General features: G+C 69.6%; 22 protein-coding genes and 1 pseudogene. 17 read left to right on the top strand and 6 right to left on the bottom strand.

The window, feature by feature from the left end; genetic code table 11:
• Positions 1-79: 79 nt before the first annotated feature.
• The 6 genes from ACZ5U5_RS20480 to ACZ5U5_RS20455 all read left to right on the top strand — a co-directional run bounded on the left by ACZ5U5_RS20480 (position 80) and on the right by ACZ5U5_RS20455 (position 3,624).
• The gene (locus ACZ5U5_RS20480) at positions 80-331 is read left to right on the top strand and encodes a hypothetical protein (protein ID WP_363311162.1); all 252 of its coding nucleotides are present in this window, start codon (positions 80-82) and stop codon (positions 329-331) included.
• 116 nt (positions 332-447) lie between these two features.
• Positions 448-831 carry a TadE family protein gene (locus ACZ5U5_RS20475; RefSeq protein WP_469023443.1) on the top strand — a complete coding sequence of 128 codons (384 nt, stop codon included), beginning with the start codon at positions 448-450 and terminating at the stop codon, positions 829-831.
• Entirely contained in the window at positions 831-1,301 is a 471-nt protein-coding gene (locus ACZ5U5_RS20470) for a TadE/TadG family type IV pilus assembly protein (protein ID WP_469023441.1), read from the top strand. The genes ACZ5U5_RS20475 and ACZ5U5_RS20470 overlap by 1 nt, the downstream gene beginning before the upstream one ends.
• Complete coding sequence (locus tag ACZ5U5_RS20465) at positions 1,298-1,762, top strand: TadE/TadG family type IV pilus assembly protein (RefSeq protein WP_469023438.1); 465 nt, start codon at positions 1,298-1,300, stop codon at positions 1,760-1,762. The genes ACZ5U5_RS20470 and ACZ5U5_RS20465 overlap by 4 nt, the downstream gene beginning before the upstream one ends.
• 300 nt (positions 1,763-2,062) lie before the next feature.
• Positions 2,063-2,572, top strand: a complete 510-nt coding sequence (locus tag ACZ5U5_RS20460; RefSeq protein WP_469023436.1) for a hypothetical protein — start codon at positions 2,063-2,065, stop codon at positions 2,570-2,572.
• Entirely contained in the window at positions 2,569-3,624 is a 1,056-nt protein-coding gene (locus ACZ5U5_RS20455; RefSeq protein WP_469023433.1) for a hypothetical protein, read from the top strand. The genes ACZ5U5_RS20460 and ACZ5U5_RS20455 overlap by 4 nt, the downstream gene beginning before the upstream one ends.
• Before the next feature lie 58 nt (positions 3,625-3,682).
• Here ACZ5U5_RS20455 and ACZ5U5_RS20450 read toward each other — a convergent pair whose 3' ends face one another.
• The 4 genes from ACZ5U5_RS20450 to ACZ5U5_RS20435 are packed head-to-tail and all read right to left on the bottom strand — an operon-like array spanning position 3,683 to position 6,407.
• Positions 3,683-4,027, bottom strand: a complete 345-nt coding sequence (locus ACZ5U5_RS20450; protein ID WP_365823695.1) for a hypothetical protein — start codon at positions 4,025-4,027, stop codon at positions 3,683-3,685.
• Between the two features lie 12 nt (positions 4,028-4,039).
• Positions 4,040-4,657, bottom strand: coding sequence for a barstar family protein (locus ACZ5U5_RS20445; RefSeq protein WP_469023430.1), 618 nt, complete (start codon positions 4,655-4,657; stop codon positions 4,040-4,042).
• Positions 4,658-4,677: 20 nt separating this feature from the next.
• On the bottom strand, positions 4,678-5,775 hold the full coding sequence (locus tag ACZ5U5_RS20440; RefSeq protein WP_469023427.1) for a hypothetical protein: 1,098 nt from the start codon (positions 5,773-5,775) through the stop codon (positions 4,678-4,680).
• The gene (locus tag ACZ5U5_RS20435; protein WP_469023424.1) at positions 5,763-6,407 is read right to left on the bottom strand and encodes a hypothetical protein; all 645 of its coding nucleotides are present in this window, start codon (positions 6,405-6,407) and stop codon (positions 5,763-5,765) included. The genes ACZ5U5_RS20440 and ACZ5U5_RS20435 overlap by 13 nt, the downstream gene beginning before the upstream one ends.
• A 485-nt stretch (positions 6,408-6,892) precedes the next feature.
• On the opposite strand from ACZ5U5_RS20435, the gene ACZ5U5_RS20430 reads away from it, so the two are divergent.
• The 7 genes and pseudogenes from ACZ5U5_RS20430 (at position 6,893) to ACZ5U5_RS20400 (ending at position 16,196) form a co-directional block, all read left to right on the top strand.
• Positions 6,893-9,886, top strand: coding sequence for a BTAD domain-containing putative transcriptional regulator (locus ACZ5U5_RS20430; protein ID WP_469023422.1), 2,994 nt, complete (start codon positions 6,893-6,895; stop codon positions 9,884-9,886).
• A gap of 17 nt (positions 9,887-9,903) precedes the next feature.
• Positions 9,904-10,623: a prepilin peptidase gene (locus tag ACZ5U5_RS20425; protein WP_469023419.1), complete on the top strand. Its 720-nt coding sequence runs from the start codon at positions 9,904-9,906 to the stop codon at positions 10,621-10,623.
• A gap of 71 nt (positions 10,624-10,694) precedes the next feature.
• Positions 10,695-11,894 (top strand): cyclic dehypoxanthinyl futalosine synthase, encoded by a 1,200-nt coding sequence (gene mqnC / locus ACZ5U5_RS20420; protein WP_469023417.1) that lies wholly within the window; start codon positions 10,695-10,697, stop codon positions 11,892-11,894.
• A gap of 7 nt (positions 11,895-11,901) precedes the next feature.
• Positions 11,902-12,501 (top strand): imidazolonepropionase-like domain-containing protein, encoded by a 600-nt coding sequence (locus tag ACZ5U5_RS20415; protein WP_469023415.1) that lies wholly within the window; start codon positions 11,902-11,904, stop codon positions 12,499-12,501.
• A 164-nt stretch (positions 12,502-12,665) separates the two neighbouring features.
• On the top strand, positions 12,666-13,358 hold the full coding sequence (locus tag ACZ5U5_RS20410; RefSeq protein ID WP_469023414.1) for a demethylmenaquinone methyltransferase: 693 nt from the start codon (positions 12,666-12,668) through the stop codon (positions 13,356-13,358).
• 219 nt (positions 13,359-13,577) lie between these two features.
• A pseudogene (locus ACZ5U5_RS20405) lies at positions 13,578-13,646 on the top strand (zinc-ribbon domain-containing protein); the annotation flags it as partial.
• 270 nt (positions 13,647-13,916) lie between these two features.
• Positions 13,917-16,196 carry a hypothetical protein gene (locus ACZ5U5_RS20400; RefSeq protein ID WP_469023792.1) on the top strand — a complete coding sequence of 760 codons (2,280 nt, stop codon included), beginning with the start codon at positions 13,917-13,919 and terminating at the stop codon, positions 16,194-16,196.
• Positions 16,197-16,283: 87 nt separating this feature from the next.
• On the opposite strand, the gene ACZ5U5_RS20395 is transcribed toward ACZ5U5_RS20400, so the two are convergent.
• Complete coding sequence (locus ACZ5U5_RS20395) at positions 16,284-16,820, bottom strand: GNAT family N-acetyltransferase (protein ID WP_469023413.1); 537 nt, start codon at positions 16,818-16,820, stop codon at positions 16,284-16,286.
• A 97-nt stretch (positions 16,821-16,917) separates the two neighbouring features.
• Between ACZ5U5_RS20395 and ACZ5U5_RS20390 the strand changes: the two genes are divergently transcribed.
• Both ACZ5U5_RS20390 and ACZ5U5_RS20385 read left to right on the top strand, forming a co-directional pair.
• A complete protein-coding gene (locus ACZ5U5_RS20390) occupies positions 16,918-18,207 on the top strand; it encodes a geranylgeranyl reductase family protein (protein WP_469023410.1) in 1,290 nt (429 codons plus the stop codon).
• A 100-nt stretch (positions 18,208-18,307) separates the two neighbouring features.
• Positions 18,308-18,634, top strand: a complete 327-nt coding sequence (locus ACZ5U5_RS20385) for a putative quinol monooxygenase (protein WP_469023408.1) — start codon at positions 18,308-18,310, stop codon at positions 18,632-18,634.
• 79 nt (positions 18,635-18,713) lie between these two features.
• Here the strand turns inward: ACZ5U5_RS20385 and ACZ5U5_RS20380 are convergent, their stop codons facing one another.
• Positions 18,714-19,529, bottom strand: a complete 816-nt coding sequence (locus ACZ5U5_RS20380; RefSeq protein WP_469023406.1) for a C40 family peptidase — start codon at positions 19,527-19,529, stop codon at positions 18,714-18,716.
• A gap of 967 nt (positions 19,530-20,496) precedes the next feature.
• On the opposite strand from ACZ5U5_RS20380, the gene ACZ5U5_RS20375 reads away from it, so the two are divergent.
• Both ACZ5U5_RS20375 and ACZ5U5_RS20370 read left to right on the top strand, forming a co-directional pair.
• Positions 20,497-20,856 carry an NADH-quinone oxidoreductase subunit A gene (locus tag ACZ5U5_RS20375; protein WP_003992243.1) on the top strand — a complete coding sequence of 120 codons (360 nt, stop codon included), beginning with the start codon at positions 20,497-20,499 and terminating at the stop codon, positions 20,854-20,856.
• Between the two features lie 21 nt (positions 20,857-20,877).
• Positions 20,878-21,432, top strand: coding sequence for a NuoB/complex I 20 kDa subunit family protein (locus ACZ5U5_RS20370; protein WP_160506582.1), 555 nt, complete (start codon positions 20,878-20,880; stop codon positions 21,430-21,432).
• Positions 21,433-21,451 lie beyond the last annotated feature (19 nt).

The following is a 21,451-nucleotide window of genomic DNA, read 5'->3' as shown; positions in this document are numbered from 1 at the left end:
CGATCTTACGGCGACGGACGGGTCGGCCGACGGCGGCGGCCCGGGAACCTTCCCCCCACTCCTGAAAGGACAACTCACCATGAACGGACGGAACTTCAGCACCGGCAACCCCGGTCTGGACCTCGTGATCACCTTCCTCCAGGGCCGCGTGCAGCGTGCCCGCTCCGGCGAGCTCGATCGGGGTGCGTCCGCGGTCGAGTGGGTCATCATCTCGGCGGTCGTCGTGGCGATCGTGGGCGTGGTCGCCGCGATCATCAACGAGGCGCTCGGCTCGGGCGCGAAGAAGGTCGGCGACTGCATCAAGGGCGCGGACGCCGGCAGCACCTGCTGATCAATACCTGTGATCAGTCGGTTACCGGGGAACGAAGGCGGGGACGAGTGCGCGGGTGCGTGAAGCGATGGGTACGCCGCAGGGTGGAGGCAGCCTCCACCCGCGGTGAATCCGGCATGACCGCGATCGAGTTCGTGCTGCTCACCCCGGTGCTCTTCTTCATGATCTTCGCGACGGTGCAGTTCGCGCTGTACTTCTTCGCGGATCATGTCGCTCAGGCCGCGGCCCAGGCGGGCGCGCGCAAGGCCCGTGCGACGGCGGACGAGAATCCGGGCGGCTGGCGCGGCGACGCACGCAATGTGGTCGACGCCTACATCCAGCAACTGGGCCCGCAGTTGGTGATCAGCCCCGACGTGAAGACGATGGAGCCGAAGGCGAACACGGTCGGGGTGGAGATCACCGCGAGCGTGCCCTCTGTCTTCCCCGGGCTCGACCTGACGGTGCAGGCGCAGTCGTCCGGGCCGGTGGAGCGTTTCGTGGAGGAGGGGGAGGGCGGCTGATGAGGAACGTAGCGGCAGGTGTCCTCCGGCGGCACGTTCAGCGCGTTCGGCACGGCGGACGCGGGCTCTGGACGGATGACCGAGGGCTCTCGACCATCGAGGTGGTCATCCTCGCCCCCGTCATGATCCTCTTCATCCTGGTCCTGGTGGCCTTCGGCCAGCTCGTCGACGGCCGGGGGGCCATCGACGGAGCGGCGCGCAACGCCGCGCGAGCGGGCTCGATCCAGAAGGACGCGGGTACGGCGATGGCCGAGGCGAAGGCTGCCGCGGAGGCCGATCTCGCGGACGTGTGCTCCGGGCCGGTCAACGTCAACAAGACGAGTGTGGGCTTCGAGGCCGAGGTCGACCCGTTCTTCACGGTGGAAGTGAGCTGCAAGGTGCGGGGCTTGGACATGATCGGCCTCGACGTGCCGACGACGCTGACGGCCAGCTTCAGCTCCTCGCTCGACCCGTACCGGAGGTCGGCGTGAGCATCGGCCCTCGCCTGCGAAAGTGGGCATCGGCCCGCCGGGAACGCCTCGACGACCGTGGGTCGGGTGCCGGTGCCGTCATCATCTTCGCGATCGTCTTCCTCTCGCTCTCGGCCTTCGTCATCGACGGCGGTCTGTCCATCTCCAAGCGGGAGAGGGCCGCGGACATCGCGGAACAGGCGGCGCGGTACGCGGCGCAGGACGTCGACCGCGAGGGCATATACGAAGGCGCCAAGGGCGCCCCCATCAACTTCGAGAACTGCGGCGCCCGAGCCCAGGCGTACGCGCGCTCGACGGACATGACCGCCGCGGACATCGCGGCGACCCACTGCGTGACCGCCAACGCGAACCAGGTGGAGGTCGAGGTCCAACTGACGTACAGCCCCGTCTTCACCGGTCTGTTCTACGGCGGTGACGTGACGGTGCGGGGGAGTGCGGTTGCGGAGAATGAGGTGGGCTGAGGGGGCGGCCGGCTGACGCCGTCCACGTCCACGTCCACGTCCACCCGGAGGGTCATCGGACTCATCCGACTTTCACTCCGCCGGTCGTCGCTCCTGCGGTGACTTTCGTCCGGTGCGCGGGGTTCTACCTCCTGTTCCCCTTCGGGGAGATACGGGAGGTAGGGCTCGGTGCGTACGTGGGTGGGGTTGCCGTGGGTGGGGGCGGTTGTTGTGTTGGTGATGGGGTGTGGTGGGGGTGCGGATCCTCAGGACGTCGACAAGATCGCAGGCGTCGGTCAAGGGACGGAGAGACCGTCTGCCGTGGCGTCCGCCCCGGGCGACGGGATCACGCGCCCCAGGGTCACCCTCCCCAAGGGCGATCAACTTGTCTTCGTACCGCAGGAGACGGGTGACGCCAGGACGGACGCGGTGCTGCGTGACAACGCCGAGTACCTGCGTGCCGTGGACGAGGCGATCGGCGACCGGGAGCCCAGGTCCAAAGCGGTGGCCTTCTACAGCACGGGGTCGGCCTACTTGGACTCGGTGGACTGGATCGGCGGTTTCGTCGAGGAGGGCACCACGGTGACGGGGACGGTCCGTTACGTCGATCGCCGGGTGACGTTCGACGAGGACGGATCAGCCGGACTCACGTACTGCGGGGACGAGTCCAAGGGCTATACCAGGGACCGTAAGTCGGGGAGGACTGACGTCACGCCGGTCACGAAGGATTCGTACGTCTTCTACAACGACCGGTTGCGGAAGAACGCCAAGGGCGTCTGGCAGGTCACCAAGAGCGTCTCGACGCGGGGCCACAAGGCGTGCCGCCCATGAGCGGTCACCGCACGGCAGCCGTCTCCCTGACCGTCTGCAGCAGCCTCCTGATCGCGTTGCAGGCGGTGCAGCCCGCTTGGGCCGACCGGACCGGCGGTGGGCCCGGGAGGGAGGTGAAAGGCGGGACCAACGGCAGCGTCATCACGGCGGAGACCCGCGTGCGGACCTCGGTGCGCGGCGGCACAGGCCACTCGTCCGCGACCGGCACACTGACCCCGGCCACGGCGGGAAACTGGAAACCCCCGGCCTGCTGGTACGAGCCCGCGTTCTCGCCCAAGGAGATCCAGGGCATAGTCAAGGCGTGGCGGGCCTTCGGGGCGAGCGCTCCTCTCGTCGGGGGAGTCGGCCTCGCCGTCAGCGAAGCGATCGAGCACCGCTACAAGGACGGCCACCCGTACAAGAACTACAACCTCTCCCGGCAGGGCGAGGGGATGTTCTGGGCGTCAGTGATCAATCCCCACCGCGCGGACGACCCCGAGGCGACGTCCTGCGACCGCCAGCCCTTCTGGGTGGACAAGGGCCGGACCCCGACGGAACCCATGGCAGCCTCACCGGAGATCCTCGCCCAGTACGCGTACGACGAACTCCCCGTCCCCGGCACCGAGATCAAGATGGCCCCGAGGGGCCGGTCCACGGTGAATCTGGCCACCTGGGTCTGGCTGGACAAGGCCAGGTTCAAGAGGATCAGCGTCACAGCGAGCCTGCCCGGCACGGGCCTCGCGGCGACGACGACCGCCGAGCCGGAGTCCTTGCGCATCGAGCCGGGCACAGCCGCCGCCGAAGCCTCCCCGGCTTCGGGAGCCTGCGCCTTCACGAAGCGAGGAGGCGGCATCGGTGAGCCCTACGCGCGAGGCAAGGCGAGCCGGGTACCGCCGTGCGGCGTCACGTACTTGCGCTCTCCGGGCCCGAACACCACGTACGCCCTGCGGGCCACGCTGACGTGGAAGATCCGCTGGACCAGCACGACGGGCGAGGGCGGCACGCTGCCGTCCGGCTCCTTCGGCACGACCCAGCGGATCCCCGTACAGGAAATCCAGTCCGTGAACCGCTGACGGCTGAGCGGCGGGTGGCGGGTGGCAGGGGGCAGGGGGGTGTGGAGGCGGCTACCTACTAGTCGCCCTCTCCCTTGCCCTTCCCCTTGCCGCCCTTCTCCTTCACGCCCTCCGAGACGTCCTTCGCCAGCTTGTCGTCCAGCTTCTTGAACTCGCGTACGACGGCGTCGGACATGTCCGCCAGCGCGGTCAGCTGCTGGGTGATGTCCTCGCGGCCGTCTTCCCAGTTGGACTCGAAGTCCTCGAGCGCGTCGTACACACCGCCGTCGCCGATGTCGTCCTTGTAGGACTCGAAGGTCTTCTTCGTACGGTTCATGCGGTCCTTCACGGACCGCAACCGGCTTCCGTAGTCCTCCAGATCGCTGAGCGGAAGCGCGAGGTCGCTCTTCCCCTTGCCTGCCATCCCGTATCCCCCTCAGTCCGGCTCCGAAGACGAGTATGACCTGTTCCGTGGTTCCGGGGACGGGAGAACCTTGCCGGCGTCGGGCCAGTCCACGCCGGTCAACGTCGCCGTCAAGCGTCCCTCGTCGCGTTCCACGCCTACGTCCATGCCGCTTGCCGCGGCCTCGGTGAAGGCGGTGGGTGGGGTCGTGTCGAGGAGGAAGGCGAAGTGCAGGGTATGGGGCGGCGGGTCGTCGTTGGGTGCTCCGTCGGCGTCGAGTTGGAGGTTGGCCTGCCAGGCCGCCTGGCAGAGGACCGAGACGAACAGTCCCAGGAAGTCGGCCTTCAAAAGGCCGTCGGCGTGGTTGATCAGGACCGCGAGGTCCCTCGTCTCACCCCCGTGGCCGTGCCAGTCGTGGAGGCAGTCCACCAGCGCGTCCCAGTTGTGGCCGAAGTAGGCCGGGAAGGAGAGGTCCCGGGCAAAGGTGGCGAACAATGCTGCCGGGCCGCTCAGCTCTCTGCCGTCCAAGTGGATCACTTGGCCGCCCAGCTTCTGGAGCTCGGCGGTCTCCGTGCTCAGCCATGGGTCGTCGTGACGTGCGAAAACGACCCATGGTGAGCGTCGCCGGGTGAGGGTGGCGCCGGTGTCCATGGCGTGGAGGTCCTGGACGGTCAGCGGTTGATCGACTGGATCTCCTGGACGTCCATGTCCTGGGTCGTCTCGAAGGTGCCGTTCGGCAGCATGTGCTTGCCGTCGTTGTCCGAGCCCTCCCAGCTGATTTCCCAGGTGATCGATGCCTTCAGCTGGTACGGCTTTCCGTCCGTCGCGCGGAGGTAGTTGATGCCGCACGGCGGGTCCTGCTTCGACTTGCCCTTGGTGTAGGGCGTGCCGATGCTGCCGTCTTCGTTGATCTTGCATTCGCCCGATGCGGGGAAGGTTTCGGCGTCGGCCGTGCCCGGCTCCAGGTGGAGGCTCTTCGGCGTCGCCGTCGTCTCCGCCCACAGCGGGGTGTTCGGGAGCTCCGCGCGGACCGAGACCTCCTTGAACGTGCCCTTGTCCAGCCATACCCAAGTGGGCAGGTGCACCGTCGACTTGGCCTCGGGCTTCAGCTCGACCTTGGTGTCGGGGACCTTCACCTTGTCGTAGGCGTACTCGGCGAGCATCTTGGGAGTCGGGGCGTTCGGGTCGTCGGGGATCTCCCCGGCGTCCACCCAGAACATGATGCGGCCGCAGTCCCAGGACTTGGGGTCGGTGTCGTCAGGTGCCACGCCTCGCCAGAAGCGGCCCTTCTTGCCCTCGTTGTAGTCCTTGTAGCCGTCGGCCACGCTGTTCTTCGGCTCGTTCATGTCGAAGTTGTCGGCGGGCTTGCCGTCGCGGTAGTGGTCGGTCCACAAGCCCTTGCCCCACCAGGACTCGTGAATGCCGACGTCCCCGCCGCCGTCCGTGTCCACGAACTTCTTGAGCTCGGCGGACGTGAACGCGGGCTCGTACCAGCAGGCCGGGGGCTTCCAGTTGGGGTCGATCGGAGCGAGGTTCCCCTTCTTGCCGCCACTGCCGCCGCCCTTGGGGTAGCTGAGCTGGATGGAGGAGACTCCTGCCGAGAGGGTGCCGTTGTCGGCGTCGCCGCTCGGCTTCTCGGTGGCCGGCGGCTGCGTGGTGCCGCCGGGGAGGTCGTCTGCGTACGCCGTTCCCGTCGCCCCCACGACCAGCACAGCCGCGCCGGCCGCGAGCCAACGCCCCCCGCGAAGGCTCCTGATCATCCGCGGCATTCCTTCACCCTCCCCTGGACCTCGGTCTTCTGGGCCTTCCAGATCTTGTCCGAGCCGCTCGGCGGGCTCATCAGCACGCTGAACTTCTGGTAGCTGTCGAGGGATTCCTTGCCGTAGTGGATCTTGCCGCCCTTGATGTCCTTGCTGAAGGACTTCGCCTGGTTGCGGCAGAAGGTGACGAGGACGGCCTTGCCGCCGCCGAGCTCGGTGGCCTCGGACTTGAAGTAGCGGTCCGTCCCCGTGGGCACCCACCCGCCGTCGATCCACGCCTTGATCTGCGTCTTCGCGTACCGAGCCGCCTGCGCGGCCGAGTAGTACCGATAGGCGGGGTCGTTCACGTCCTGCTGGACGATGCCGTGCTTCAGGGCGCGGATGTAGTTCTCCGCGTTGTCGACGGCCTTCGCCTGCTTCGGGTCCGAGGGCCTGGAGAAGTCGAAGACGAGCTTCAGGTCCTTCGGGACGCTGACGTCAGGGGCGCCGGCCGGCGTCGACGCGGACGGCTTGCTCGACCCCTTCCCCGCCCCCTCGATCTCGTCCGAGGAGTCGTCGCCCCCGCCGCCCCCGCAGGCAGTCAGCAGCAAGGTCGTGGTCGCTGCCAGGGCGGCGAGTGTGGGCAGAGAGCGACGGGCCACGATTGCAGTCCCCCAGGGGTCGGTTGTGTCGGCGGAGTGCGACAGGTGTGCAGGAAAAGCGGAGTTCGGCATGTGTGCAGGAGAAAATGGAGCCGGACGAAGTTATCAGGCGTGGGTTACCAGTACTGGTGGGATCTGTGAAGGCTCTCGCCTTCCGTGCGATGACGGAAGCGAAGGAAAGCGAAGGGTCCTCAAGTGCTACGTGGGCGCAGCGAACCCGTGCCGGAACTGTGACGCCCGGGGGTGAAAGACCGGTGCCGCCTGCCCTGGGGCGGGGCGGCGGGAGTCGGCCGGGAGTTGGGATTTCCGTGCAACTCGGGCGTAAACGGGCGGCCCTGTGGGCCTCGGAGCGCTCGCGAGAGCCATAGCCCCTGTCTGACCATCGGCCCCTTCCGTACCATCGCCTCAGTACGCTCAGCGCACAGACGTACCGCTGATCCCAGACCTTCACCCGCTCCCTCTCAGAGGACAACAGGACACCCGCCATGGCGCGCACCACTTCAAGTTCGACAGGCGGCCCGTCGGCTCCACGGAATCGGACGCCGCAGCCGCTGCCCCGGCGTCGTCGTACGTTCGGGGACTTCGTCAAGGCGTTCCTCGCCTTCGTCGCGTTGGCCGCGCTCGTCTTCGGCGTGCCTGGTGCCCTCGCGATCGCCGTGGGGTGGCCGCTTCCGGGCGGTGCGCCCTCGCTGGAATGGTTGCAGCAGGAGATCACGGTCGGGACGTTCATCAACGTACTGACCGTCGTCGTCTGGCTCGCCTGGGCCCAGTTCACCGCCTGCGTGCTGGTGGAGGTCAAGGCCGCGCTCTCCGGGGTCGGGATGCCGGATCGCGTTCCCGGCGCCGGCGGCAGTCAGCTGCTCGCGCGTCAGCTCGTCGCCGCGCTGCTTCTTGTGGGCGCCACCGCGGCCAGCTTCGCGCCGGGGCTCTCGCAGTTCGGGCAGTCGCTCGAGGGGAATCAGAAGCCTGCCTCCGCCGCCTCCGCCCAGCAGACCCCCGGCGGTCTCTTCGGGCAGGAGCAGGCCGGGAGCGCCGCCAGTGCTGTCGCCGAGCAGGCCGAGCAGGCTGCCGAGCGGGCGGGGAGCAGCGCCAAGGACGGGGACACGAAGTACTACCGGATCCAGCCGCCCGAGGGTCGTCACCACGACTCCATGTGGGAGATCGCCGAGCGGCACCTCGGGGACGGGCGGCGGTACAAGGAGATCTACCAGCTCAACAAGGACCGTGAGCAGCCCGACGGGTCCCGCCTGTCCGAGGCCAGCCTCATCCGGCCCGGCTGGATCATGGAGATGCCCGCGGACGCGCACGGCGGCGAGCTCGTCGAGATGCCCGACGAGGCGCCCAAGGTCTCGCAGGACGTGAAGGAGCAGATCTCCGACTACGCCAAGTCCGGGGATCAGCAGCAAGGTGGCGGCTCCCAGGAACAGGGTGGCAGCGGCTCCGGATCCGGCTCCGGCGACCGTGACACCGCGCACATCACCATCCCCGAGCAGCGGCCCTCCGAGAGCGGCAAGGGCAAGCAGGAAGTCCCCGTCGCCAGCAGTGGGAGCGAGTCCGAAGGGTTCTCCTTCGGGCTGCCCGAAGCTCTCATCGGTGCGCCCCTCCTTGCCGCCGGGCTGCTCGGCGCGCTCGGACGCCGTCGCCGTCACGCGCTGTGGCAGTCGGCCATGGGGGCCGTCGGCGGGCGTCGCGGCATGGAGCCGCCGACGCCGACCGGGGGCGCCGCCGATGCGCAGGACGCTCTGCTCGTGGGGGCCGACCCCGAGGGCGTGCGGCTGCTCGATCTGTCGCTGAGGGGGCTCGCCGCGTCCCTCGCCGAGGAATCGCGCGCCCTGCCCACCGTCTACGCCGCCTGGCTCAGCAACGGCGACCTGCACCTCCAGCTCGCCCAGCCCGCCGGACGGCCGCCCGCTCCCTGGCAGTTGGGGCAGGACCAGACGTTCTGGATGCTGGCGCGCACCGACGCCGAGCGGTACGAGGACGTGGACACCGCCGCTCCCTACCCGGGGCTGGTGAGCCTCGGCACGCTCGACGACTCGCGGCTGCTGCTCAATCTCGAAGCCGTGCCCGGTGTCGTCTCGCTGAGCGGGCGCGAGGCCGACCGTGCCGCCGTCTTCGCCTCCGTGGCCGCCGAGCTCGCCACCAACGGCTGGTCCGACCGCATGACCATCACCCTCGTCGGCTTCGGGCAGGACCTGACGCCGCTCGCGCCCAACCGGCTGCGGCACCTCGACGACATCGAGGCGCTCATCGAGACGATGGAGGCCGAGACGCGGCAGCGGCGGGGCGCGCTGGGCGCCGCCGGGCACGACTCGGTCCTCACCGGGCGTACGGGGCCCGCCCAGCACACCCGCTGGGCGCCGCATCTGGTGCTGCTCGCCGCGGAGCCCGAAGGGGACGACGCGGTGAAGCTCGCCGAACTGGCCGCGGACGCGAGCCGGTTGGGCATCGGGTACCTCGTCGGCACCGAGTCCGGTGACCTGCCGGGCGCCGCGTGGGAGATGGAGATCACCCCCGAGGGCAAGCTCCTCGCCCCGCTGCTCGGTCTTGAACTGGAGGCGCAGGCGCTGCCCGAGGCCCAGCAGCGTGCCGTCGTGGAACTCTTCGTCGACGCCGATCCCGGTGAGGACGGCACTTCAGGTACTTCAGGTCCCGGCTCCGGTCGTACGGCCGCAGCGCCGCCGTTCCTCGTCGACGTCACCGAGCAGGGGCGGCCCGCGGTCTACGCACGCCTCGTCGGCACGTACGAGATCATCGGCCTCGACACGCCGGACGGCGAGCGCAGCCCGCTGATGCACGAGGCGCTCGCGCTGCTCCTGCTGCACCGCGAGGGCGTGCACCCGCGGGTGCTCTCCTCCGCGCTGTGGCCGCGCGGTGCCACCGAGGACGTACGGGACGCGCTCATCGAGCGGCTGCGGGAGTGGCTCGGCACCGAGCCGGACGGGACGCCGCGGCTGAAGGCGGACCGGAGCGGGCGGCTCACGCTCGCCAAGTCCGTGGTCTCCGACCTGGACGTGCTGCGGTCGCTGTACCACGAGGCGACTCAGGGGCGCGGGGCCAACAGCCGTGCCGTGCGCGGGCGGATGCTCACCGACGCGCTGGTGCTCGTCCGCGGGCCACTGCTCTCGGACCGGCCGCAGGGGCGCTACGGGTGGCTCACGCACGAGATCATCGACGCGCAGCTGCCGCTCCTTGTCGCCGACATCGGGCTCGCCCTCTCCGAGTTCCACCTGGAGAAGGGGCGCGCGGAGAAGGCCATCGAGGCGCTGAACGCCTCGCTGAACTCCGCGCCGGGCGACGAGCGGCTCTGGAACGAGTTGCTGCGGGCGACTCATGCGGTGGGTGAGCCTGCGCGGCTCCAGCGGGTTGCCGCTGACCTCGTTGCCCGGAGCGGGGCTCGGGGTGTGCCGCCCCGGACCGAGGCCCTGCTGGACGAGCTGCTGCCGGCCTGGCGCAGTGGCCTCACCGCGGTCAGCTGACAGGGGAGACGACCCTCTTGTTGCTGATCATCGTTCTCGGCGGTGCCCTCTGGGGCGCCGCCGCCGGTCTCCTCGTGCCCCGGGCCGTCTACCGGCTCTCCGTGGCGCCCGACGAGGACTGGCGTGCCGAGTGCCCCGACGGGCATCCCCTCGGCGGCTGGGTCGGGCTCGCGCGGTGTGGGGAAGGGACCCGGTACGGGCCCCGGACCCTCTCCGTCGTCCTCCCCACCGCCCTCGCCTGCGCCGCCTTCGCCGCCGCCACGGGCCCGCGTCCCGAGCTGGCCGCGTGGCTGCTGCTCGCGCCCTTCGGGGTGCTGCTCGCCTTCGTGGACTTCGGGGTGCACCGGCTGCCCGACATGCTGACCCTGCCACTGGCCGTGGCCGCGCTGGTGCTCCTCGGGGGCGCCGCGCTGCTGCCCGAGCACGGCGGCTCCTGGCTGCACGCGCTGTACGGGGCGCTCGCGCTCGGCGGCGCGTACTTCGTGCTCTTCCTCATCAGCCCGAACGGCATGGGCTTCGGTGACGTGAAGCTGGCGCTCAGCCTGGGGGCCGTCCTCGGCTGGTACGGGTGGGGTGTGCTGCTGCTCGGCGCCTTCGCCGGGTTCTTGCTGGCCGGGCTGTACGGGGGGTGGCTCGTCGCCGCCCGCCGCGCCGGGCGCAGGACGGCGATACCGTTCGGGCCGTTCCTGATCGGCGGGGCGTTCCTGGGGCTGCTCGTGGGGGCGTACGCCGCCTGACGTCGGGCGGCCGGAAGGGCTGGCGTACGCTGAATCAGTCCGTCCAGAACCCTTACGAAAGGGACGCCCCGGTGACCGAGAAGGCCGACCTTCAGTCCGTCCTCGACCGTGCCGCCGAAGGCGGGCGGATCAGCGCCGAAGAGGCGCTCGACCTCTACCGCGATGCCCCGCTGCACGCGCTCGGCGCCGCCGCCGACGCGATCCGCCGCCGCCGGTACGCCGGGACCGAGCACATCGCGACGTACATCATCGAGCGGAACATCAACTACACGAACGTCTGCGTGACGGCGTGCAAGTTCTGCGCCTTCTACGCCGCCCCGAAGGACACCAAGAAGGGCTGGACGCGCGACCTCGACGACATCCTGCGGCGCTGCGCCGAGACCGTCGAGCTCGGTGGCACGCAGGTCATGTTCCAGGGCGGACACCACCCGGACTTCGGCGTCGAGTACTACGAAGAGCACTTCTCGGCGATCAAGAAGAACTTCCCGCAGCTCGTCATCCACTCCCTCGGCGCCTCCGAGGTCGAGCACATGGCCCGCATCTCGAAGGTGTCCGCCGAGGAGGCGATCAAGCGGATCCACGCCGCCGGGCTCGACTCCTTCGCCGGTGCCGGCGCCGAGCTGCTTCCGGCCCGCCCGCGCAAGGCCATCGCCCCGCTCAAGGAGAGCGGCGAGCGCTGGCTGGAGATCATGGAGATCGCCCACAACCTCGGTGTCGAATCGACGTCCACGATGCTCATGGGCACGGGCGAGACCAACGCCGAGCGCATCGAGCACCTGCGGATGATCCGTGACCTGCAGGACCGGACCGGAGGCTTCCGGGCCTTCATCCCGTACACGTACCAGCCCGAGAACAACCACCTCAAGGGCCGGACGCAGGCCAGCATCTTCGAGTACATCCGCATGATCGCGATCTCGCGGATCTTCTTCGACAACGTGGCCCACATCCAGGGTTCCTGGCTGACCACCGGCAAGGAGGCAGGGCAGCTCACCCTGCACTACGGCGCCGACGACCTCGGCTCGGTGATGCTGGAGGAGAACGTCGTCTCCTCCGCCGGTGCCAAGCACCGCAACAATCTGCGGGACATGATCGACATGATCCGTACGGCGGACCGCGTACCGGCCCAGCGCGCCACGACGTACGAGCACCTCGTCGTGCACGACGACCCGGCGAACGACCCGACGGACGACCGCGTCGCCTCGCACATCTCGTCCACGGCGATCGAGGGCGGCACGGCACACCCCGAGCTGAAGCTCCTCGCCAGCAACTGAGGCCGCTGTGCGCACACTTCACGTGGCCGAGGGGACACCGGAGGCGGCGGTCCTGGTCGACGGGGCGGAGATTGCCGCCGTCGGCCCGTACGAGGAGCTGGCCGCCGCGCATCCGGCGGCCCGCGTACGGCGCTGGCCCGGCATCCTCACGCCGGGCCTGCTCAACGTGTACGGCCCCGAACTCCTTGAGGCCACCTACCACCCCGACCCGCGCGAAGCCGACCGGTTCGGCACCGAGCCCATCGGCGGGGAGCGCGCGCGGGCCGTCTTCCGCACGGACCCGTCCCGTCTCGGCGCCAGCGCGCGCCGGGGCGTGCAGCGGCTCTTCGCGCACGGCACGGTGGCCGTCGCGGGCGAACTGCGTGCCCGGCCCGTCATCGACACCGTCCGCAGGGCGGGCCTGGCGATCGGCCGGCGCCCGGAGCGGCTGCAGGGCCCCGTGTCCCTGTCACCGACCCCACTCGTCCTTCTGCCGTCCTTGAGGGAGGGCGGCCCGGCCCGCTTCGCGATCTTCGACGTGACGGACCGTGCGGAGCTGGTGCGACGGGGCGCGGGGACTTGTGTGGCGACGGTGGTGGAGGGGCGACTGGTGTACCGGGCGCGCTGAGAGCCCCGAAGGGGCGCGGGGAACTGCGCGAGCAACCCAATGCGGCCCGCACCCGCGAGAAAGCCCGCCGCAGGCGAGGGAGGCCCGCCGCAGGCGAAAAGAGCCCGCCGCTGGCGAAGCGGGCCGCGGCCAGGGCAGAGGACCGGCCTGACACAATGGGCCGGGTGACCCGAGCAACCCTGGAAAAGCAGCCGCACGAAGTCGCCTCCATGTTCGACGATGTGGCGGAACGCTACGACCTCACGAACGACGTGCTCTCCCTCGGCCAGGCACGCCTGTGGCGCAAGGAGGTCGCCAAGGCGGTCGACGCGCGCCCCGCCCAGAAGGTGCTCGACCTCGCCGCGGGGACGGCAACCTCGTCCCAGCCGTTCGCCCGAGCGGGAGCGTACGTCGTGCCCTGCGACTTCTCGCTCGGCATGCTGCAGGTCGGCAAGGCACGCCACCCCTGGATGCCGTTCACGGCGGGGGACGCGACGAAGCTGCCGTTCAAGGACGACACGTTCGACGCCGTCACGATCTCCTTCGGCCTGCGCAACGTCAACGAGACGGTCCAGGCGCTGCGGGAGATGTACCGCGTGACGAAGCCTGGCGGCCGGGTCGTCATCTGCGAGTTCTCGCACGCGACGTGGGCGCCGTTCCGCACGGTCTACGAGGAGTACCTGATGCGGGCGCTGCCGCCGGTGGCGCGCACGGTCTCCTCCAACCCCGACGCGTACGTCTATCTCGCGGAGTCCATCCGCTCCTGGCCGGACCAGCCGACGCTGGCCGCGCGGTTGCAGGAGGCGGGCTGGTCGAAGGTGGCGTGGCGGAATCTGACGGGTGGCGTCGTGGCGCTGCACCGGGGGTTCAAGGCCTAGGCCTGCCGTTTTCTCCCACCTGGTGCGGGAACGCCGAGATTCCCTCTCAGTGAACCGAGTTGACGGGAACCAGCCGCCGGGCAAGATGTGTCCGTTGTGATACGACTCCCCGCCGACGCGGCGGTGTTGACGCGAAGCCGCTCTTCGCGTCGACACGGCCGCGGGACCGTTCGGCAGGGTCGGTCTTTCTGGTCATCTCCCCAATGACGGAGTGTTCCCATGGCGTCGCATTGCCCTCACTGCGGGGCACCCACCCCTGATGAGGCCCGCTTCTGCATGAAGTGCGGCCGAGAGCGTCCGCGGGACACGACGGTGGACGCGGGGCCCGCGGATCTGCCTGTGGCGGAGCTTGGGGGGCCGACCTCTGCGGACACGGCGCCGGCGGAACCCGAGGGCGACGAGCCCGCCGGTGAAGCAGCGGCGCCCGAAAGCGCGCCCGAGAGCGTGTCCGAAGGCAAGTCGGAGAGCACGCCCGAAGGGCCGGGACACACCGCAACTTCCCTCCCCGCACCCGCACTTCCGAAGCCCACGCTCCCGCCTCCGCCTCCGCCCCCGCACGTGCCGCCGGCGCCCGCCAGGCCCTCACCGCTCGGTGCCTTCCTCGGACGGGCCTTGCGCGGGGACTGGGCCGGGGCCGCGCAAGCCGCGCTGTGGCCTGTCGGTCTCGTGCTGATCGCGGCTGCCGCGCTGGCCGTCCCCTCCTACGGGCAGGGCGACGGTGACGTCGTCGTCGGGTTCGGCGACCGGCTCCGGATCGCTCTCGCGACGCTGCTCCAGGCCGTGGGCGGCGGCTTCGAGATCTCCGGGAGCGAGCGCCAGCAGTCGTCCCTCTTCGGCGGCGAGAACTCGAGCGTCGACGTCGCCTTCGACGGCAGTGCCTCGCTGCACCTCATCCCGCTCACCGCCACCGCCCTGTGGATCGGGGCCCTCTTCATCGGCGTACGCCTCCTGCGCACCCGTGTCCTTGTGCGCGCCGGGGGCCTAGGCGGTGGCACGGCCGGGCTCGAAGCGGCCGTGCGCGTCACCCTGTTGGTGACCGCGGGCACGCTCGCGCTCAGCCTCTTCGCGCAGCCCGAGATCGAGGGCGTCGAGCTCTCCTCGTCCCCGGTGCTCGCCGCGCTCGGCGCGCTCGTCCTCGCTCTGGCCGTCTCCTGCGGTGTGCTGCACCGCGACGACCTGGCCCAGTGGCTCGCCCGACGGTCGGGCTGGCAGGCGGCGTTCCGCGCCACCGGCACCGCGCTGCGCGCGCTCGCGATCGTCCTTGTCGTCTGCTCGCTCGTCGCGTTCATCAGCCTCGCCCAGGTCGACGACCTCGAAGGTCTCGCCGACCTCGACGACACCGACGTGTCCCCCCTGCTCATCGCCCTGCTCCTGCTGCCGAACCTCGGCATCGCCGCCCTCGGCCTCGGCTGGGGGGCACCGCTCGGCGCGTCGGTGGAGGGCAGCAGTTCGGCGTACGGCGGTGGCTATGAGAGCGAGTCCTTCGGGCTCTCCGAGCTGGGGGACGTCACCAACGACTGGGCCGTCGTCGGGGCGCTGGCGCTCGGCCTCGTGTGCGCGCTGGTCCTCGGCCTGCTCGCCGCGCGGCGTTCCGCGCACCGGGGTGAGCAACTCCTCGCCGCCGGGATCTTCTTCGGGCTCTTCCTGCTGCTCGCCGGGGTCGGCGGATTCAGCGTCGACGCGACCGGCAACGCCTCGTCGGAGTTCGGCGGCGGAGGCGGGAGCGGCTCGGGCAACGGCACCTTCGAGGCGGGCGTGAGCGTGCCGGACGCACTGCTGTTCGGGCTGCTCTGGGTGTTCGGCGCCGCGCTCGTCGCGCCGTTCCTGCTGCAACTCGCCGGCCAGCGGCCGGGGATCGACGCGGTGCCGATGCCGTCGGTCCCGCCGATGCCGAGCGGCCCGGCGGGTGCGTCCGGCTCCCCCGACGCGCCCGGTTCCGTGGCCGACGCGCCCACCGAGGGCGCCATCGGCGCCGTGGGCCCCGTCTCGACGGACCCTGCGACACCGGGATTTACCCCCGCACCCCGGCCCGCGTACGACCCCGCCTACACCCCCACGGCCTACGACCCCCACGCCTACCAACTGCACCAGCAGCCGTCCGCCCCGCCCGAGCCCCGCCGCACCGCCCTCTGGGTCGCCACTCTCACCGCCGCCTTCGTCATCGGCAGCGGCATCGCGGCCGGCGTCCTGCTCTGGCAGGACAACAACGACGGCTCCGCCGACAAGGCGGGCGGCAAGGACGACAAGCCCGCCGTCAGCCGCAGCCAGGACCCCACGCCGGCACCCACGCCGACCCCCTCCGACACGCCGACGGACAGCACGGAGGACCCGGAGGTGGAGCCGAGCGCGAGCCCGGACACCGTGGACGAGGCCCCCGAACCACCCGCGGGCTTCGACCTGGTGTCCGACGTGAGCGGCTTCGAGTTCGCCGTGCCCGACGGCTGGTCCCGGCAGGGCGAGGAGCGACCCGGCCAGATCGTGTACGCCGGGTCGACCGGCCCGGAGCAGTTCATCGTCGGCGTGGTCCCGAACGCCCCGTACACCTCGTACGAGAACTTCACGGACATCGAGAAGGACGCCAAGAAGGACCCGAAGAAGTCGGACTACCAGCGGTTGCGGCTCGAGCCGAACACCTTCCAGGGGCGCAGCGGCGCGATCTGGGAGTACACGTACACCGACACGGCCGGTCGCGAGATCCATGCGGTGAACCAGAGTTACGTCGCGGACAACGGCACCGAGTACGCCATCCAGCTCTCCTGGCGCGCGGACACCTGGCCCGCGGGCGAGGGCGAGAAGAACCACCGGATCGCCCTGGAGAACTGGCGGCTCAACGGCTGACGCGCCCCGGCCCGAGGCAGGAGCAGGCGGTCCTGGGCGTCTTCGGCACGGATGTCACCCCCCGGCGGTGCCGGCAGGGTAGACCCGCTACAGCGCGAGCCGGAAGGTGTGGGCCTCCCGCTTCGACGGCGTCGTGAAGGTCTCGGCCAGCTCCATGCCGAGCCGCCGGGTCACGGCCACGGAGCGTGCGTTGCGGACGTCGACCATCGCCACCACGTCCCGTACGCCCGCCGCGCGCACCCGCTCCAGGGTGGCCTGCGCGGCGGCGCTCGCGTACCCCTTCCCCCAGGCGGCGCGGGTGAGCCGCCAGCCGATCTCGATCTCGCCCCTGGGTCCCCAGTCGTTGGGCCAGGGCTGCGCTCCGGTGAAGCCGATCGGCTCGCCGTCGGCGTCGAGCAACGTCCAGAGGCAGAAGCCGAGTTCGGCGTCGTGTCTGCGCTGCCGGGCGGTCAGCTCCTCGTACACGGAGAGCTCGGCCGACGTGCCGGTGCCGAAGAACTCCATCACCTCCGGGTCGTCGAAGAGCCGGTGCCAGACGAACGCGTCCTCATGGGTCGGGACCCGCAGTTGTACGGCGGGCAGGGTCTTGCTCGGCAGCGGCTGCTTTGTCGCCTGCTTTGTCACGGGTGGCCCTTCGGCTGGCTGATCGGTACCGCTGCATAGACTGCCCATAACCCGTGCCCGTCGGCACACAGATTTCGAGCCTTGGGGAGAACCCGCCGTGACCGAGCCCCAGCCCCTCACCGAACACACCGCTGATGTGATCGTCGTCGGGGCCGGGCCAGCCGGTTCCACGACCGCCTACTACTTGGCGAAGGCCGGACTCGATGTCCTCCTCCTGGAGAAGACCGCGTTCCCAAGGGAAAAGGTCTGCGGCGACGGCCTGACGCCGCGCGCCACCAAACAGCTGGTGTCCATGGGGATCGACATCTCCGAGGAGGCGGGCTGGCTGCGGAACAAGGGCCTCCGCATCATCGGGGGCGGCGTACGGCTCCAGCTCGATTGGCCGGAACTCGCCGCCTACCCGAACTACGGCCTGGTCCGTAAGCGCGACGACTTCGACGAGCAGCTCGCCAACCAGGCGCAGAAGGCGGGCGCCCGCCTGTACGAGCGCTGCAACGTCGGCGCCCCGATCATCGACGACCGCACGGGCCGCATCACCGGCGTCCACGCCAAGCTCGGCGAGGAGAAGACCCCGGTCACCTTCCACGCCCCGCTGGTGGTCGCCGCCGACGGCAACTCGACGCGGCTCTCCCTCGCGATGGGCCTGCACCGCCGCGAGGACCGCCCGATGGGCGTCGCCGTCCGTACGTACTTCACCTCGCCCCGCCACGACGACGACTACCTGGAGTCCTGGCTGGAGCTGTGGGACCGCCGCGGCGCCGAGGACCGGCTCCTTCCCGGCTACGGCTGGGTATTCGGCATGGGCGACGGCACGTCGAACGTCGGGCTCGGCATCCTCGACTCCTCGTCCGCCTACAAGGAGCTGGACTGGCGCGAGGTGCTGAAGGCCTGGTGCGCCTCGATGCCGGAGGAGTGGGGCTACACCCCGGACAACATGACGATGCCGATCCGCGGCGCCGCCCTGCCGATGGCCTTCAACCGCCAGCCGCACTACACCAAGGGCCTGCTCCTGGTGGGCGACGCGGGCGGCATGGTGAACCCCTTCAACGGCGAGGGCATCGCGTACGCCATGGAGTCCGGGCAGATCGCGGCGGACGTCATCGTCCAGGCGCACGCCCGTCAGACCCCCGGCCAGCGCGAACTGGCGCTCCAGCGCTACCCGAAGGTCCTCAAGGACACCTACGGCGGCTACTACACGCTGGGCCGCGCCTTCGTGAAGCTCATCGGCAACCCGAAGGTCATGAAGATCGCCACGCAGCGCGGTCTGACGCACCCGATGCTGATGCGGTTCACGCTGAAGATGCTGGCCAACCTCACCGACCCGACGGGCGGCGACGCGATGGACCGCATCATCAACGGCCTGAGCAAGGTGGCCCCGAAGGCGTGAGCGTCATGCGGGCGTGAGCGTCATGCGGGCGTGAGCGGCACGCAGGTGTGGGGCTCTGTCCGATTTGCCCTTGCCCCGTGGGTGGTACGAGGCTGGGCGCATGATTTTCATCGCAGTCAAGTTCACCGTCCGCCCCGAGTACGCCGACAGCTGGCTGGAGCGGACCGCCGAGTTCACGCGGGCCACGCGCGCGGAGGAGGGCAACCTCTTCTACGACTGGTCCCGCAGCGTCGACAACCCGCACCAGTTCGTCCTCCTGGAGGGCTTCGCCTCCCAGGAGGCGGGCGCGGCGCACGTCGGCTCCGACCACTTCAAGGCCGGCATGGAGACGATGTCCGGGCTGATCGCCTCGACCCCGGAGATCATCCACACCGAGATCCCGGGCAGCAGTTGGTCCGAGATGGGCGAGTTGTCGCCGAAGGGCTGAGGCGTACGCGCTGAGCGCACAGAAGGGCCGGGAACCCCACTGGGGGGTTCCCGGCCCTTCTGAGTGTCTGTGAGGGCCCTCAGAGGACGCGCACGGCACCGTCGGCGGGGTAGCCCGACAGGTCCTGGATGACAACGCCCTTGCCGGGGTTGGCGGCGTCGAGGTACTGGCCGTTACCGATGTACACACCCACGTGGTACGCGGAGCCCGCGCCACCCCAGTAAAGGATGTCGCCCACCTGGACGTTGGAGAGCGAGACCGGCGTACCGGAGACCGACTGGTCCTGCGAGACGCGCGGAAGGTCCACGCCCGCCTGCTTGAACGCGGCCTGGACGAGGCTGGAGCAGTCCCACGCGTTGGGTCCGGAGGCACCCATGACGTACGCGTCGCCGAGCTGGGCCTTCAGGAAGCTGATGACCGTGCCGACGCTGCCGCTGGCCGGAGCGGGCGTGTCGGCGGTGGAGGCGCTGGAGCCGCCGGCGGCGCTGAGCGTCGTGCGCTCGGCGGAACGCGAGGCGCGCTCCTCCTCCGCCTTCTTCTTGGCGGCGGCCTCGGCCTTCGCCTTGGCCTCCGCCTTCTTCTCGGCGGCGGCCTGGTCTTCCTTGGCCTGCTTGGCGGCCTTCACGGCGGCCGCGTCCTGCTCGGCACGGAGCTCGTAGCTGTCGGCGGTCTGCTGGGTGGCCTCAGCGGACTGCGCGATCTGCGTGGAGAGATCCGCGGTGAGCGTGGGCATTTCGATGGTCTCGGTCACCGGCTCGGCGGCGTTCGCCGTGCCGGCGGCCGCGGCCACTGCCAGGGTGCTGAGGACGCCACCGGCAACTCCGGCGCGCAGGGCCTGCTTCGTGGCGCTACGACGGGGCTTCCGGTGGCTGGGTATGTGAGCGGTGTGGGACATGAGAACAACCGCTATCAGGGAGTCAGGGTTCCCATCAAGAAACGTGGGCTGCGCCACAGTTGCCGTTCTCGGCCCCGAATCCCGGGCGTGTCACTTCTTATTGACGCCGTAACGGGCAATGCGGACAACGGTGATCACGCCTGTGATCATGGGTTTTCTGCGATACGCCCGAATTGCCCGCGGACTACCACCGGTTGAGCCGGTTGGCCAAGCCCGGTTTCTTTGCCGCCAATTGGTGTGTGGCGCAGGTCACAGGTGTTGCCCTAGGGGATCTCCCTGAGATCGCGCCGAGACCTTCCTGAGATCTCCCGAAGAATTCAGGGGTGTTACCCGTATGGGGGATCGGTGACGGATCGACGAGTAATCGACGGTGGATCGACGACGGGCTCGTGTCGGCGGGGTGTCGGTCGGCTCACGCGGGCTCTCTCGCGGATGCCGTTCCGATCGTCATAAGGGTGCCGCTTCGATCGACGTGAAGGTGCCGCTTCGGTGGACGTGAAGGTGCCGCTTCGGTGGCCGTGAAGGTGTCGCTTCGGTGGCTCGTGAATCTGTGCACGCGTTCGTGGCTGTCCACCTTCATCCACACCCCTCCCGCCAAAGTGTGAATGAGCCGCCACTATCAAGCCAGCGCGTCCAGCGCCAATTTGCTTGCAGCGGCCACCGCTTGATAGGGCGACCCCCTCCCGACCAGCGGTAACGCGCCGAGATGTCACCTCTGGTGATCACTCAGGCGCTTCGCGTATGAAGATCACCGCTCATCCGACTTCATGATCCTTCGTCAGGTGGTGGAGATCACAAAGCTGTTGGCGCACCCCGTGTCGCAGATCACAGACCGGCGGGCATAAGATGCACGGCAGTTGGGCTTGTGACCTGCTTCACATGTAAGCGATCTTCGTGGGTCGTGGTGGGCGGGTCGCGGTCCGATGCAACCGCCAACAGTCAGTGCCGACTGAGAGGAGCGAGGAGCGTGAACGCCTATGCGCCCATCCTCGTGCTGGGAGCCCTCGGGGCAGGCTTTGCGATCTTCTCCGTGGTCATGGCCACGCTTATCGGTCCAAAGCGGTACAACCGCGCCAAGCTCGAGGCGTATGAGTGCGGTATCGAGCCGACGCCGACTCCGGCCGGCGGCGGGCGATTTCCCATCAAGTACTACCTGACGGCGATGCTCTTCATCGTCTTCGACATCGAGATCGTCTTCCTTTACCCCTGGGCCGTCACCTTCGACGCGCTGGGGATTTTCGGGCTCGTGGAGATGCTGCTCTTCGTGCTCACCGTCTTCGTCGCGTACGCGTACGTATGGCGGCGTGGCGGCCTGGAATGGGACTAAAGGTCTGAGGGGCCAAAGAGCATGGGACTCGAAGAGAAACTGCCGAGCGGTTTTCTGCTGACCACCGTCGAACAAGCCGCGGGCTGGGTGCGCAAGTCATCCGTCTTCCCCGCGACCTTCGGCCTCGCGTGCTGCGCCATCGAGATGATGACGACGGGAGCCGGGCGTTATGACCTGGCTCGCTTCGGCATGGAGGTCTTCCGCGGTTCGCCGCGGCAGGCCGATCTGATGATCGTGGCCGGGCGTGTGAGCCAGAAGATGGCGCCGGTCCTGCGGCAGGTCTATGACCAGATGCCCAACCCCAAGTGGGTCATTTCCATGGGGGTTTGCGCTTCGTCGGGCGGGATGTTCAACAATTACGCGATTGTGCAGGGCGTGGACCACATTGTCCCTGTTGACATCTATTTGCCCGGCTGTCCGCCGCGGCCCGAGATGCTGATGGACGCGATCCTCAAGCTCCACCAGAAGATCCAGGGCGGCAAGCTCGGGGTCAACGCCGAGGAAGCGGCCCGCGAGGCGGAGGAGGCGGCCCTCAAGGCCCTCCCCACCATCGAGATGAAGGGGCTGCTGCGGTGAGCGACGCGCACGACGCACA

This window comes from Streptomyces sp. NPDC033177, from assembly GCF_055577715.1.
Note: the sequence above shows the minus strand (reverse complement) of the source record. Positions and strands in the feature narration are given on the sequence as shown.